Below are 14,536 nucleotides of genomic sequence, written 5' to 3'. Positions count from 1 at the left end.
AGTTTTAAAACATTTTGTAAATTTGTGGGTTACCAATTTATAACCCCCTTAAAAATGTTGCTCTTTAAAGAGCACAAAAATAGTATATTTAGCATTATGGCGAAAGTAAAATATTATTATGATCCGGACACACTTTCCTATAGGAAAATAGAGAAAAGAACGAGTGAAAAATATAAACAAGCTTTCCTAGTAACCTCTGGAGTTTTTTTAATAGCTTTTTTAGGCTTTATTGGCTTCAGTCAGTTTTTACTTACCCCGAAAGAACGATCACAAAAAAGAGAACTTGAAAATTTAAAATTGCATTACGAACTTCTATCAAAAAGAATGGAAGAAAGTTCTCAAGTTTTAACAGAACTACAAGAAAGAGATAATAATATTTATAGAACTTATTTTGAAGCAACTCCAATAGCCGATGAACAGAGAAAAGCAGGTTTTGGAGGGGTAAATAGATATAAACACCTAGATGGTTTTGAAAATAGCAATATGATTAAGAATGCCACAAAGCAACTTGATGTTTTGTCGAAACAGATGGTTGTGCAATCGAAATCTTTGGATGATATTGTTGCATTGGCAAAAGAAAAAGAAAAGATGTTAGCATCAATTCCAGCGATTCAACCCGTTAAAAATGAAGATTTAACTCGTATGGCTTCTGGATATGGAATGCGTTTGCACCCTATATTAAAGTCTTGGCGTATGCATAACGGAATGGATTTTACTGCTCCTTCTGGAACACCAATTTTTGCTTCTGGAAATGGAAAAATAATTAGAGCAGAAAGAAGTGCTACTTTTGGAAATGTTGTGTATATTGATCACGGATATGGCTACAAAACAATTTATGCTCACATGAGTAAAATTGTTGGGAAAAAAGGTCGAAAAGTGAAAAGAGGTGATTTAATAGGCTATGTTGGGAATACTGGGCGTTCAGCCGCTCCTCACTTACATTATGAGGTGCATAAAAACAACCGACCTGTAAATCCGATATATTACTATTACGGAGACTTAACTCCTGAAGAGTTTATAGCCATGCAAAAAGCCTCTCAACAAAAAGGACAATCGTATGATTAACCAATAAAAATGCATGTAGATTTACCTGACAAAAGATATTATAAAATTGGAGAAGTAGCTGAAGCCTTTGGCGTCAATACTTCTCTAATTCGTTTTTGGGAGAAAGAGTTTGATGTAATCAAGCCCAAAAAGAATGCAAAAGGAAATAGATTGTTTACTAAAGATGATATCGAAAATTTTAAATTGATATTTAATTTAGTTAAAGAAAGAGGTTTTACCTTAGATGGAGCAAAGCAAAAACTAAGGAAAAACCCAGAGAAAGTAGTAAGCAATCACGAAATTATTAGTAGATTAGAAGCTGTGAAAGCGGAGCTGATCAAAATAAAAAATCAATTGTAAACACAAAAAATCAAATATCATGAAAAAATGGTTGCTACCTATTGTTGTTGGAGGAATTATCATTTTGTGGTCTATATCAGGTTACAACTCAATAGTAGGTTTAAGAAATAATGCAGAAACAGCTTGGTCAAAAGTGGAAAGTTCTTATCAAAGAAGAAATGATTTAATAGGAAACTTGGTGAAAACGGTTCAAGGGGCTGCAGATTTTGAAAAATCGACCTTAACAGAAGTGATTAATGCTAGAGCAAAAGCAACTCAGACAACAATTAATGCTGGAGATATTACTCCTGATAAAATAGCGCAGTTTCAACAAGCACAACAAGGTTTGACTGGTGCTTTGTCTAAGTTATTAGTTTCGGTAGAACGTTATCCAGAGTTAAAGGCAAACCAAAACTTTTTAGAATTACAAAGTCAATTGGAAGGAACTGAAAATCGTATTAATGTTGCGAGAGACAGGTATAATGATGAGGTGAATAAATATGATACGAAAATAGATAAGTTCCCAGGAGTATTGTTAGCTGGTATTTTTGGTTTTGATCAAATGCCGAGATATAAATCTGATCCTGGAGCTGAAAAAGCACCGAATGTTGACTTTAAATTTTAAGGTGCATGTCAAAAGTTGAAGATTTTCTTTCAGCAAAAGAAGAACAAGAAATAGTTCAGGCCATTAGGCAAGCAGAACAAAATACCTCTGGAGAAATCAGGGTACATATTGAGGCAACGTCAAAGTTGCCTCATTATTTAAGAGTTCAGGAAGTCTTTCAAACTTTAGAGATGTATAAAACACGAGAGCAGAATGGAGTCCTGTTTTATGTTGCCGTAGAGGATCGAACATTTGTTGTATATGGAGATGAAGGAATTAATAAAGTTGTTCCTGAGAACTTCTGGGATGCAACAAAAGAGGTAATGCAAGAAAAGTTCCAACAAGGCAATTTTAAACAAGGAATCATCAATGGTGTTTTGAAAGCAGGAGAAGAGCTAAAAGCTCACTTTCCTAGACAAATTGATGATGAGGACGAATTGTCAAATGAAATATCTAAAGCTTAAAAAAATTGAAAAAGACTATTCCTATTTTAATTCTTTTATATTCACTTTTTAGTGTTTTTGATGTCTTTTCTCAAGGTTTTGAAATTCCAAAGAAACCAAAGTTTCAGACAAGTGTGTACGATTATATTAAGTTGCTAACACCGCATGAAAAGACGTCACTTGAAGAAAAGCTGATAAAGTATTCAGATACAACATCTACTCAAATTGTGATTGCTACAATTAATTCAACAGAAGGTGAAGATATTGGTTATTTGGCCACAAACTGGGCGCATGAATGGGGAATAGGTCAGGAAAAAGAAGATAATGGTGTGTTTATCTTATTAGCAAAGAATGATAGGAAAATTACCATTAGAACAGGTTATGGGGTAGAGCATTTATTGACAGATTATACTTCAAGACAAATCATAGAATATGATATATTACCTTATTTTAAACAAGGAAATTACTACGCAGGTTTAAATAAAGGGGTAGAGGCTATTTTTAGAGTACTTCAAGGAGAATATAAAGGAACTCGCCAAGATTCAGGTCCTATATTTGATTCAGGTTGGATTATCTTTTTCATTATTCTGATTATCTTTTTTATCATCACTTCAAATGGTAATAAAAATAATAGAGGAGGAGGTAGAAGGTACCGTGATTCAGGAGGAAGTGTTTTTGATACCATAATTCTTAGTAACTCTGGACGCGGCGGCTTTGGCGGTGGTGGCTTCGGTGGAGGTTCTTCTTCTGGCGGCGGCGGCTTCGGTGGTGGTTTCGGCGGCGGCGGCTTTGGCGGCGGCGGCGCTACTGGAGGATGGTAAAAGAAAATACTGCTAAAAAATCAATTACCATTTGCGAAAAAGTAAGCGGTGCTTGGAATAAGTCATTTCAACTTACTAAAGAAAAACACAATTTCTAATCAACTGGGTTCAACCTAAAGTCAACTGCAATACACTAAAAGAAGTGGTAAAATACTCGCCTTTAATTTATAATTTTAGGTTTTGAAATAAAGTCGTTAGTACCAATATAAAACGCCCAGTTTAAACATAATAATTGGCCAAAAAATGGACCTAAGTAATAAGTGTTTGATTTTTGTTTTTGCGTTATTTGCTAAAAATCAATTGTTTACGTTTGTTTTTTTTGTTATTTTTGCAATCTAAAATAGATTAAGGCTTACGAAAATAAATTAGGGGAACGTTTCGTGAGATTGTGATTAACTATATTCTAATACCTACTTTTTAAATCAATTCACAAACTGAACACTTACTTTTTTAGTTAAGCCTTGATAACTAAAACCCAAAAATTATGATACGGACTATGTTAATAGTTGTCGTTACTTTTTTAACGACAATTAGTTTAGCACAAAATGTGCATAAACCGAGTAAATTAGTCGCTCAAAAAAAATCTTCAGGAAATACTTTTCAAAGTGTTCAGCTATTTTCAATCACTCAAAACAAAAATAATTTTAAAGAGCCCAAAGGGTTGAAAGATTATACGTTGCTAGAGGTTAATCATGGGAAAATGCGTGCAATGAAAAATAGCTTTCCAGAGACCTTAAATTTGACAATTCCTGGTCAAAAAACACCATTATCTTTAGATTTAGTAAAAGTATCTATAAAGACGGATGATCATTCCGCTACAGATATGCCTTCTAAAAAAGTTCTTGATAACAGTGAAAGTGCTCACTATCGAGGAATAGTTAAGGGAAACCCGAAATCCTTGGTAGCCATTAGCTTTTATGAAGGGAAAGTTTCTGGTTTAATTAGTATTGACGGAGCCCATGGTAATTTGGTGATCGGACCTTTATCAGGTAGCAAAAAGCATATCTTATATAAAGATGAAGAGCTTAGTTATTTATATGAATATAGTTGTAAGATGAAAGAGGAGATAGCTAAGGGATATACCTTTGATGAGGTTTCTAAAGATCCTACAAAGGTATCAAGAGCAGCAGGAAAATGTGTTAGAGTTTTTATTGATATATGTACTGATGTAGTTAATAACAAAGGAGGAGCTGGTCCAGCTACTAATTATATTGAGGCTTTATTTAATCAAGTTTCGGTTTTATATGCAAATGATGATATCTCTGTTAAATTATCAGGAACAAAAGCTTGGACCTCAAATCAACCTTTTAATAACAATAACTTAGATAGTTATATTAGTTATAGAAATAGAAATGGATTAAATGGAGATGTAGGGCATATGGTTAATTACTCGTACCAAGGAGGATTAGCAGGTGGTATTGGAACTCTTTGTAATTCATCAAGAAATTATGCTGTTGATGGTATTCAAGGATCTTTTCAAAACGTACCTACGTACTCATTTGACGTGTTTTTAATTTCGCATGAATTAGGTCACAATGTTGGATCTAGACATACACACGCTTGTGTATGGAATGGTAATAATACGGCTATTGATGGTTGTGCTGGACGTACAGAAGGAGGTTGTTCTCTTCCAGGAAACCCTTCTGGAGGTGGTACAATTATGAGTTATTGTCCAAATACGAGTGTTGGAGTTAATTTCAACTTAGGGTTTGGTCCTCAACCTAGAAATGTAATTCGAAATTATATCGCCAATTCCAGCTGTTTGGGAACTTGTGATGGTGGAGGTGGAGGCGACTGTGGTCCTGGAGACGCTGTCTCAGTAACATTTACTAATAATACTGATTGTACGTTAGAATACTCTGTGTCTAATTCTGTACAAGTAACTTTAAGTGCAGGAAATTCAACAACCAGAAACACCACAGTAGGAACTCAATGGACGGTTAAAACAACTTCTGGGCAGACCAAAGATAACTTTACCATAAGCTGTGATACTACGACTTATAGTAGCTCAGGAAGCTGTAGTAACGGAGGCGGCGGTTCCTGTGATGGTGTTCCTCAATATAATTCGAATGTGTATTATTATCCAGGAGATCGAGTGGTTTATAATGGTTATTTGTATGAACTTACTTATAATAATGGGTGGGTTAATTTAGGACCTTGTTCGCAGCCAGCAGATCCTTGTGAAGGAGTTGCTCCTTATAGTCCTTATGTTACGTATTACCCAGGAGATTTTGTAGTGTATAATGGTTATTTATATGAGTTAACCTACTACGATGGATGGGTAAATCGAGGAGCTTGTGGAGGTCGTTTCGAGTCGTTTAGCTCATTAAAAATACCGAAGGAGTTTAGTTTTTCAGTATACCCTGTTCCAACGAAAGATGTAATTACTGTGGAGATAGCTAATATCAAATCAAATGTATCTAACATGGTTGTTACAGATATCAACGGAAGAAGGTTAGAAACAATTGAATTAAAGAAAACTCCAGATAACTCTGTTAAGCAGCCAATCAATGTCGGTAAATATTCAAAAGGAGTTTACTTTATTGAACTTGTATTGGACGATAGAAAAGTAACGCGTAAAATTATTATCGAATAATTTTTTAAGAAATACATAGTTTTCTTTTAAAGGTGTTAGAATAAAATTTAAGAGGTTGCCCTAGGTAACCTCTTTTTTACTACAATATATCTAACATAAAATTATACCTACTCTTAGGGATATTCTGACCTTCGTTAATCGGCTAGTTTTGAAAATAATATTAATCTAAAATGACTAGTCATGATTAAAAATATAAAACTACAGTTGTTTATTTTGATAAGTTGTTCTTGTTTATTTCAGGGATGTATGATACACAAGTTGAAGGTAAACAGATCGGAAAAGAACTTTTATGGTATTAAGAAATTACTTTCTGATAATAATAGAGTAGAGGTATTTGTAACCCATGGTATGGGAATAAATAGCTTGGATTTTGCTGATGATTTGGTAAAAGGAATTACAAAACAAGAAAATTTTCACTTATCAAAAGATACCACATATCACTTAAAATATAGTAAACGTAGAGTAATTACGTATAACAAACAGGATAAACAGTTAACATTTACAATTCATGGATGGTACCCAGCAACTGGAGCCAAGTTTATATTACATTTTATAGATATCGTTTCCGACCGATTAGAAACCATGGGACAATTCAAATCATCTATGATGAATCAATCTGTTTCAGATGTGATTATGTATCAGGGTAATTATAGAGATATTATACGTAAAGAAATGAGGAGTACTCTTCAAAGTATGTTGTCAAATAAAGAAGAAACATCTATTGTCGCAATTACCGAAAGTTTAGGCTCGAAAATGTTTATTGAAACTATTAATGAAAGTGTCAGTAATGGTGAACGTTGGGCTGCTAAATGGAAAGAATCGATAGCTTCAATTTTTATGTTGTCAAATCAACTACCCTTATTGTATATGGGAGATCTAAAACCACTCGAAAATATAGATAAAGAAGGGTTTGCTTTCAATAGAAAAAGTAAGGCGTTACAGGGTAAAATAACTCAAAACATATACAAGCCTCTATTTGAATTTATGTCTGATACAAGCGGAACGCGGGGTGAGAAACCTCAGTTAGTGGCTATTTCCGATCCTAATGATTTATTGTCATACCCAGTGCCTGAAAATGTTTTTTATACATCGATGTATAACGTTAACAACGTTTTTGTGAGTGTTGCTGACAAAGGCTACTCATGGCCTTTTGGGAAACCTAGAATTGTAAACCCCGTTAAAGCTCACTTAAACTATCAAAAAAATCCATTGGTAATAAACTATATTCTAAATGGGAACACAAATAAGTAACAATAAAAGTTTTTAAATATGAGTATTAATGAGCGTGGGAATAATATTCCTATAGAACAATCTGAAGGAGCTGATGTTAATGGTACAGGATGTGGGTATAACTTAACGGCAAATCAACGGTTTGAATTGATAAAAGAAGGTTTTTTGTTGGAAGATTCTAATAATCTTGGTTTTAACTTTTTCTCAAAGCTAAACTATGTTTACAACGATAAGATTTATGCGAAACATTATAACGGAGAAATCTGGAGAATTGTTTACCTCGGGCAGCCAGCTGTTATAAAGCATTACGTAGGGAAGCAATATACATGTGGCGGAGCCTATGGTTATCCATTAGATGCTGGGGGAGGATACCTGAAACATGTGAAATTAGGGAGTGTGAAATTTTTAAATAATTACACACCATAATAATCAATAGGAAGAGTATTGATGAAAAGTTTCTTCTTTGAAAATAGATGAGAATTATGATTCAGTTAATGATTATTATCTCAAGAATAGAGATATGTATAAAAGGTTAAAATGTCATAGCTTTATATAGTTTATTTTGCATTTATTGCAAAAAAAAGAGGCGTTTATAGTTAAAAGTATGTCGTTTAGGATATTTTTTATTGTAAAAAGAAATTACTTTATTACATTAGCTACGATTAAAAAATTACTTTACTCAACCTACTATACCCAATAACCAAGCGTAGTATACACCAATACTACTTAAGAAGCCACAATTTTCGAGTTGTGGCTTCGTTTTGCTAAAACGTTTTCATTTTTTTCTGAAAATTGTAAAAAATGCAAAAAAATATTTATTATCGATATCTTGAATTATGAATAAAAAAACCCGTAATAAAAATTACGGGTTACTAACCAAACTTACATAAAAACTACTCTTTGTAGAGTACTAATTATATTTTCGAAGTTGGACGAAGTTTCCAACTCTATTTCTTATTTATAAAATCCATAACCTATCTATTTCAATTTAATATATAGTTATTTCTATAATTATATTGAAAGTTACTTTTTCTTTAAAAATGCAGTTTGAAAAAATTCGAACTTAGCAAATAGCTAGTCAAACAATTTTTTTACCAAATTAACTTATTAACAAAGCTAACCAATACATTCCCATAGCAGGCGCAAGATACGGGGAATTCTTCGCTTGAAAAAAAAATAATTGTTAAAAAAAAAAGAATGGATTACGGTTATCCGTAAAAGAATTTGTAATCAAATAGTTATATTTACCCTGTACAATTATTTAGGGGAAATTTTAATTGTCAAAGGCTACTCCTGCTATATTCTTCCATATAGCAGGCTGTAGTCAACTTTTAGAGGGGGCGACAACAAGAAAAATAGACACTTGTCTTGTTAAGAATGATTAAATAGAATCTTCTTATATGGTGTTTCTTGATGTAAAATATGGACTATTAGTATAACACAGTAAATGTTTTACGTTGCCCCCTGAGAACTTTATAAACACTGTCTTTTTCTTTTCTTATGCACAATAATTTTATATAATTTTATGTTTTGATGTTTTAATCATTATGTAATGAAGAAGTATACTTTAATTTTACTTATTATTCCATTTTATCTTGGATGCACGAATTATGGCAAACTAAAATTGATAGCTAAGTTACCGAGTAATTTAGAGGAAGTGTCAGGTGTTGAAAAATCTAACAAATCGGATATTTTATGGATGCATAACGATAGTGGAAATAAATCCAAAGTTTTTGCAATAGACTTTTTTGGCAAGAAGGTTGGGGAAATTAGATTAAAGCAGAAAAATAAAGACTGGGAAGACATTACTTCTGATGATGAAGGGAATTTATATATAGCTGATTTTGGTAATAATGATAATAAGAGGAAGAATTTGGTTATTTATAAAATAGCACAATACAAGTTAAATAAAGAAGAGGAAATAGAAGCTGAAGAAATAGCATTTTCATACCCAGATCAGGAGAAGTTTCCCCCTAAAAAGAAGGACAGATTTTTTGATGCGGAATCGATTTTCTATAATAATGGTTATTTGTACATTTTTACAAAAAGTAGGGTAAAGAATCGATATGGAGAAACAACTTTATATAAGGTAAGAGCAACTCCAGGAGAACATACGGCGATTCTTATAGGTAAATTTAATACTTGTGATGACGATTTGAGCTGTTGGATAACAGCAGCTGATATTTCTCCAGACAAATCCAAGGTAGCTTTATTAAACCATAACACCGTTTTTGTATTTAGTAATTTTGAAGGAGATAATTTTTTTGAAGGAAAACTTACGAAATATAATTTAGGGCATACATCTCAAAAGGAAGGCATGACTTTTGATGACAATAATACTTTATATATTGTCGATGAGAGATCTCATGGAAGCGGAGGGAATTTATATGAATTTAGCCTGAACTAAAAATTCGTACAATAGTAAAGCCCATCCAATTATTAAAAATAAGCCTCCAAGGGGTGTTATAGGACCAAGAAATTTTAGTTTTTTCTCTATAGAATCGGATAATACTAATCCATATATGCTAAAAGAAAAAAGGAAAATTCCGAGGACGAAACTTATAAGAATAAATGGGCTAAGGTTGGTAAGATTAAAACCAATAACAAGGAGTACGATGGCGTGGTACATTTGATATTTTACTCCTGTTTCAAAAGATTTTAATTGATCTGAATTTAATCTTTTCTTTAAAGCGTGAGCACCAAAAGCCCCGAAAATAACAGCCAGCATTCCAAAAATGGCACCAAATAATAAAATAATATGATTCATCATTTTTTTAACAAAAAAACGAAAACTTAATGTGTTATTCTAAATTTTTACACATTACTTTTTAATATAATTTTATACAGAATATTAAAAGTAGAATTTGCAACAATTTAACTTTGGTTAACAGATAATTAAATGTAATTTTACAATAGAAAACAAGAACCTCTTTTTTTACATGTATTCAATAATACCTGAAAATTACTCGGAATTTTTATTTTGGGTAAAGGAAAGGACAGAATCTTTTTGGACTGGAAATCAAAAAGATGAAGCCTCTCACATAGTATGCGATGACTGGCTTAAAGGCGCAAAATGGGTCGGAATGACCGACGAAGAAATTGAAAGGACCGAAGAAACTTATAATATAAGATTTACTGATTCTCATAAGTTGTTTTTGAAAATCTTACATACAATAGATAAGAAACAAATTGTTTCTGAGTATGATTCAAAAGGTAATGAGAAGCAAATTGAAAAATCTTTATTTTTCAATTGGAATACCGATCAAGAAAAAATAGAAAAGTATTTAAAATGGCCAAGTAACATCTTGCTAAAAGGTGTTTTAAATGACACTATATGGCTAGATTCTTGGGGAGAGAAACCAATTTCTGATACTGAAAAAGAGGTTGCCTTTTTTAAGTGGTTTGAGGAACTTCCAAAACTTGTGCCTTTGAATTCTCATAGATTCGCAATTAGCCAACCAATTTCTTCTGAGAATCCAATTTTGTCAATACAAGGATTAAATACCATTGTTTATGGTAGAAATATGCGTCACTATTTGTTGAGCGAGCTAGAAGAACATTTAGGCTTACTGAAGTACGTATATGATGAAGATGAGGAAGCTTGGCATGAAGAACCAACAGAACAACTACTTCAAATTCACAAAAAAGAATTTGATTTGTTAAAGGGAACTGAAATACCAGGTTGGGAAGAGTTTTTGGTTTCGAACGGTTTTAATGATTATCTTGAGATTACAAAAAAGGTAATAGAATAGAATAAAAAAAAGCTCTATGTAACATAGAGCTTTTTTTATTTTTAAAAGTTGAATCCGACACTAAAAGAAACCCTATCTTCATTAGAGTTTCCTTGGAAATATGAGAAGTTTAGTGTAAAAGCATCAATAGCACTTATCCAAAATGAACCTCCGTAGCTTGTGTGCCAAACTGTGTTTTTTGACTCAAGTGGACTCCAAACCCTTCCATAATCAAATCCAGCGGTTATACCTGTTTTTAGTGGTAGAAATGTTGATTTTATCTCTCCAAATCGCAAACGTAAATCATTACTATGATAAAAGCTTTCTTTACCTGTAAATCGTTGACGATTAAAACCTCTTAAGCTTTTATCGCCGCCTAAAGTTGCAGCTTGATAGAATTCAAAGCGATTGCCAATATTAATTTGAGTTCCTATTTCCGAAGCAAATACGAGAGATCGGTTACTCACTAAGTTTTGGTAAACAGCTAATGAGCTTTTGAAGTAACCAAAGCGTCTGTCAAAATCATCAATTTTCGACTTTGCTCCAATAGCCATATCAAAGTTCATACCTTTTGTAGGGAAACTAATATCATCAACACGATTATGCCCAACACCAATTTCTCCACCAACAAAGTAATTCGTATCAAAAATATTAATGGCACTCTGATTGAATCCTGTAATATTTCTATTTGGTGTATTTTGTACTTCAACACCTTCAATAGAAGAGCTTAGTCGAAGTGTATTCCCTCCTCTAAAACGTCTTAAGAGAGAAGGAGAAAAGTACAATTCACTTCGTTTAACACGATAATAATCTAAATTGAAGTTTTGGTCGAAAACAGTTTGATTTCCCCAACCAAAAAAGTTGATAGCATAATTATCACTAGTAGCTCTGGCATTCAAAACTAAATTCCAGTTTCCTACAACTTCATTGAACTCACCATTGTATTCAAAATCATATCCTTGAATAGCCGAGTAATAATTTGCAGATAAAGTGTGTTGGCTAGAAAAAGGTGTTTTCTTAAAACCTTGTCGAGTATAAGTTAAAGTTGCTCCAAAGAAAAATCCATCGTCAGGGTTGCTACCAAGATTAGGGAAAACCAATGTTGTATTGTTGTTAATATCTCTATGATTATAAGTGTTTCTGAAGTAATTATCAGAACGTAAATCGGCAGTTTCTTTACTTTTATTAACCGTATTCTTTTTAGACTTATAATCGTAAATTTTGGTTTTCTTACTCCATCCAGCAACTGAAGATTCATCAGTGTAGGTGTCATTATCTTGCCCTCCAATTAAACGAATAAGAATTCCATTTTTTACTTTTCCTTTTATGTTAAATGTATCATCACCATTTAAACCATACAACTGGATTTCTTTAGTTTCCTTAGTGGAAAAAGTACGTTTATAAATAGTATCTTTTTTTCGAGTTACAGTGATTAATGTTTCGTTATCATTTAATCTATCAATAACGAAAACATCTTTTTTATCAGTACCTACAATATATACTGTTTTTGCTTGTCTCTTATAGTATCTTTTCGCTATTTCTTTAAGTTTGTCTCTACGAGATTTAATCTTAGCAATAGTTTCCTTTCCATCAATATCGTAAACTTTCTTTGGTAATTGCTTTATTGAGGCTTCAATAACTTCATCTGTTAAGTGTTTTTGAATGTAATCTGCTTGAGCTAACCAATCGTTAAGAGTTAACTGATTTAAAAATTCAGCATCAAAGAAACGAGGGTAATTATTATACCATTTCATATCTTTAATATCATAGTCAAAACTTTGCATGTTTTTAACTAAAGGAACAAATTGTTTTACCAAAGGAATCATAACTCCATCAAACTTAGAAAGCGGTTGATCTCTATCTCTAGGAATTGGTCTATAATATGTTTTACCAGTTTCGGTTTTGAAAGAAGCCCAACGCCATTGATCCTCATGCCTATCCCAATCTCCAATAACCATATCGAATAGACGTGAACGTATCGCCCATTCTTGATCAATATAATGTTTTCCATTTTTTCTAATTTTTTCCAATACATCGAAAGTGCTAATAATCTTTTCAGAATTACCAAAACTATCAACATCATCGCGATTTCCAGCAGGGCGTTCTTCTAATAAATACAATCCACCTCCGAAAATATCGTTATAATCTCCTAAAACAGGTTGTTTAGGCATATAATAAAGCTTCGGATTGGTATAGTAAATATTTACACTTTTAGCCATATCAGGAATGATAAAAGCAGCGTAAGGATGTGACATTGTGAAAATATCTTGAACTACATCAATAAGGAAAGTACCTTTTAAAACGCCTCCCATAATACGACTTCCATCTTTCAACATAGAACGTAAAACATACTGTTTTCCATCTGGATTTTCAAGACGCAAAGAGTTGGTTTGATTTCCTCCTCCTCGACGTATAGGTTTTAAACCACCAAATGTTTTGTTGAGGTCGAGAACTGGTACTTGAATTTCTTTACCATACTTTTCTCTATGTAAATCTCCCCACATGAATTTATGAAATCCACTAACGTCCGTTTTTTCTGGAGCATAAATTGAAGCGGTTACAAACTCTTTGTGTTCGTTGTATTCTGAAAAATCGAAAGCAAGCTCGGAAGATGGGGTTTTTGGACTAATAATTTCTTTGCTAAACAAAAGTTTGTTTTGATCTTTATCATTGGCAGCATAGTATTCAATTGCAGCTGAGCCATCTTTAAAGAAGTTCAGTTTTGCATATCCATGATTTCCATAAGTAAATTGTGCTCCATAACCCGCTAAAGCTGGAGATTGCTTCGAACCAGAACCACTAATAACTTGCTTAAACCCGTCATTTTCGATATACTGTAAATTATGCTCATGCCCTCCAACAAAAACAATGTTGTTTTTGAAATCATCAGCAATAAGTTCAATGTCTTGAACAAACTCATGATAACTTTTATTAAAATTATCTGTTTGAATACCCACATGAGAACGTAAAGCATTTTTAAATGTTCCTAATACTGGAATTGGAGTCATGTGATCTTTAAAAGAAAAGCTACCACCATGAGGACCATTACTATATAAAGGATGGTGCATTGCCACCACAACATTTTTGTAACGATTCTTTTTAAATAATCCCCATAACTCATCGATGAATCGCTCACGGGTTCTTATTTCACAATTTTCATTTATTGTTGGATGATTATTCCAATCGGTTAAGAACCATTTAGAATCAATGATGATTAGTGTTAGATTGTCATTAATGTTTATTTTGTCCAATCCACATCCGTTTTCTGGGAGAAAGCTGTTTTTTCCTAGAGCTTTTTCCACCATCTTCTCTTGTCGCTTCAATCCTTTAACACCATTGTTGTACCAGTCATGGTTACCAGGAATAAAAATAGGAGCCCCTTTAAAGTCTTTAACAGCATCTAATTGAATTTGCAAGCGATGTTCAGCTAAAGGTCGTTCAGGGCTGTCTTTTTTAGGCATTCCAATAGGATATATATTATCTCCTAAGAAGATTGCAGTTGATTTCTTATCGGCATTAAGTAACTCTTTTTGAAAATAATTCAAAGAGGTTAAGTTTTTACCCATTTCCGCATTACCAGCATCTCCAATAAGATAAAACGAATGGTCAAGCTCTTTGTTAACTTTAACAGGCTTCGCGTCTTTATTGTCTGCATATTTGGCTTTGTAAGAAGCACATGATGCTATAAATAAAAACAGTAGTATGTATAAGTAATTTTTTCTCATTTT

At 32.8% G+C, this 14,536-nt stretch carries 12 protein-coding genes; 10 read left to right on the top strand and 2 right to left on the bottom strand.

Annotated features, from left to right (window positions below):
• Positions 1–96: 96 nt before the first annotated feature.
• The 9 genes from ACKTTV_RS07685 (at position 97) to ACKTTV_RS07645 (ending at position 9,484) form a co-directional block, all read left to right on the top strand.
• Positions 97–1,065: a M23 family metallopeptidase gene (locus ACKTTV_RS07685; protein WP_408030244.1), complete on the top strand. Its 969-nt coding sequence runs from the start codon at positions 97–99 to the stop codon at positions 1,063–1,065.
• A gap of 9 nt (positions 1,066–1,074) precedes the next feature.
• Positions 1,075–1,404 carry a MerR family transcriptional regulator gene (locus ACKTTV_RS07680; RefSeq protein ID WP_408030243.1) on the top strand — a complete coding sequence of 110 codons (330 nt, stop codon included), beginning with the start codon at positions 1,075–1,077 and terminating at the stop codon, positions 1,402–1,404.
• Positions 1,405–1,423: 19 nt separating this feature from the next.
• Complete coding sequence (locus ACKTTV_RS07675) at positions 1,424–2,008, top strand: LemA family protein (protein ID WP_408030242.1); 585 nt, start codon at positions 1,424–1,426, stop codon at positions 2,006–2,008.
• A 5-nt stretch (positions 2,009–2,013) separates the two neighbouring features.
• Positions 2,014–2,451 (top strand): TPM domain-containing protein, encoded by a 438-nt coding sequence (locus ACKTTV_RS07670; protein ID WP_408030241.1) that lies wholly within the window; start codon positions 2,014–2,016, stop codon positions 2,449–2,451.
• Between the two features lie 5 nt (positions 2,452–2,456).
• Positions 2,457–3,251 carry a TPM domain-containing protein gene (locus ACKTTV_RS07665; protein ID WP_408030240.1) on the top strand — a complete coding sequence of 265 codons (795 nt, stop codon included), beginning with the start codon at positions 2,457–2,459 and terminating at the stop codon, positions 3,249–3,251.
• A gap of 484 nt (positions 3,252–3,735) precedes the next feature.
• On the top strand, positions 3,736–5,847 hold the full coding sequence (locus ACKTTV_RS07660) for a zinc-dependent metalloprotease (protein ID WP_408030239.1): 2,112 nt from the start codon (positions 3,736–3,738) through the stop codon (positions 5,845–5,847).
• Positions 5,848–6,027: 180 nt separating this feature from the next.
• Positions 6,028–7,098, top strand: a complete 1,071-nt coding sequence (locus tag ACKTTV_RS07655) for a hypothetical protein (protein WP_408030238.1) — start codon at positions 6,028–6,030, stop codon at positions 7,096–7,098.
• An 18-nt stretch (positions 7,099–7,116) separates the two neighbouring features.
• Positions 7,117–7,503, top strand: coding sequence for a hypothetical protein (locus tag ACKTTV_RS07650; protein WP_408030237.1), 387 nt, complete (start codon positions 7,117–7,119; stop codon positions 7,501–7,503).
• A 1,126-nt stretch (positions 7,504–8,629) separates the two neighbouring features.
• Complete coding sequence (locus tag ACKTTV_RS07645; protein ID WP_408030236.1) at positions 8,630–9,484, top strand: hypothetical protein; 855 nt, start codon at positions 8,630–8,632, stop codon at positions 9,482–9,484.
• Here the strand turns inward: ACKTTV_RS07645 and ACKTTV_RS07640 are convergent.
• A complete protein-coding gene (locus tag ACKTTV_RS07640; RefSeq protein WP_408030391.1) occupies positions 9,461–9,844 on the bottom strand; it encodes a DUF423 domain-containing protein in 384 nt (127 codons plus the stop codon). The genes ACKTTV_RS07645 and ACKTTV_RS07640 overlap by 24 nt on opposite strands.
• A gap of 172 nt (positions 9,845–10,016) precedes the next feature.
• On the opposite strand from ACKTTV_RS07640, the gene ACKTTV_RS07635 reads away from it, so the two are divergent.
• Positions 10,017–10,829 (top strand): hypothetical protein, encoded by an 813-nt coding sequence (locus ACKTTV_RS07635; protein WP_408030235.1) that lies wholly within the window; start codon positions 10,017–10,019, stop codon positions 10,827–10,829.
• 41 nt (positions 10,830–10,870) lie between these two features.
• On the opposite strand, the gene ACKTTV_RS07630 is transcribed toward ACKTTV_RS07635, so the two are convergent.
• On the bottom strand, positions 10,871–14,533 hold the full coding sequence (locus ACKTTV_RS07630) for a ShlB/FhaC/HecB family hemolysin secretion/activation protein (protein WP_408030234.1): 3,663 nt from the start codon (positions 14,531–14,533) through the stop codon (positions 10,871–10,873).
• Positions 14,534–14,536: the final 3 nt, after the last annotated feature.

The sequence above is a fragment of the Tenacibaculum xiamenense genome, from assembly GCF_964513065.1.
In the GTDB taxonomy this organism is placed as follows: Bacteria; Bacteroidota; Bacteroidia; order Flavobacteriales; family Flavobacteriaceae; genus Polaribacter; species Polaribacter xiamenense.
The sequence above is the reverse complement of the archived record's forward strand: the minus strand, read 5'-3'. Positions and strand labels throughout refer to the sequence as shown.

Coding starts and splice junctions, on each gene's coding strand:
- ACKTTV_RS07675 (WP_408030242.1), top strand. CDS start 1,424: ATGAAAAAATGGTTGCTACCTATTGTTGTTGGAGGAATTATCATTTTG.
- ACKTTV_RS07685 (WP_408030244.1), top strand. CDS start 97: ATGGCGAAAGTAAAATATTATTATGATCCGGACACACTTTCCTATAGG.
- ACKTTV_RS07680 (WP_408030243.1), top strand. CDS start 1,075: ATGCATGTAGATTTACCTGACAAAAGATATTATAAAATTGGAGAAGTA.
- ACKTTV_RS07635 (WP_408030235.1), top strand. CDS start 10,017: ATGTATTCAATAATACCTGAAAATTACTCGGAATTTTTATTTTGGGTA.
- ACKTTV_RS07655 (WP_408030238.1), top strand. CDS start 6,028: ATGATTAAAAATATAAAACTACAGTTGTTTATTTTGATAAGTTGTTCT.
- ACKTTV_RS07640 (WP_408030391.1), bottom strand. CDS start 9,844: ATGAATCATATTATTTTATTATTTGGTGCCATTTTTGGAATGCTGGCT.
- ACKTTV_RS07630 (WP_408030234.1), bottom strand. CDS start 14,533: ATGAGAAAAAATTACTTATACATACTACTGTTTTTATTTATAGCATCA.
- ACKTTV_RS07660 (WP_408030239.1), top strand. CDS start 3,736: ATGATACGGACTATGTTAATAGTTGTCGTTACTTTTTTAACGACAATT.
- ACKTTV_RS07650 (WP_408030237.1), top strand. CDS start 7,117: ATGAGTATTAATGAGCGTGGGAATAATATTCCTATAGAACAATCTGAA.
- ACKTTV_RS07645 (WP_408030236.1), top strand. CDS start 8,630: ATGAAGAAGTATACTTTAATTTTACTTATTATTCCATTTTATCTTGGA.
- ACKTTV_RS07670 (WP_408030241.1), top strand. CDS start 2,014: ATGTCAAAAGTTGAAGATTTTCTTTCAGCAAAAGAAGAACAAGAAATA.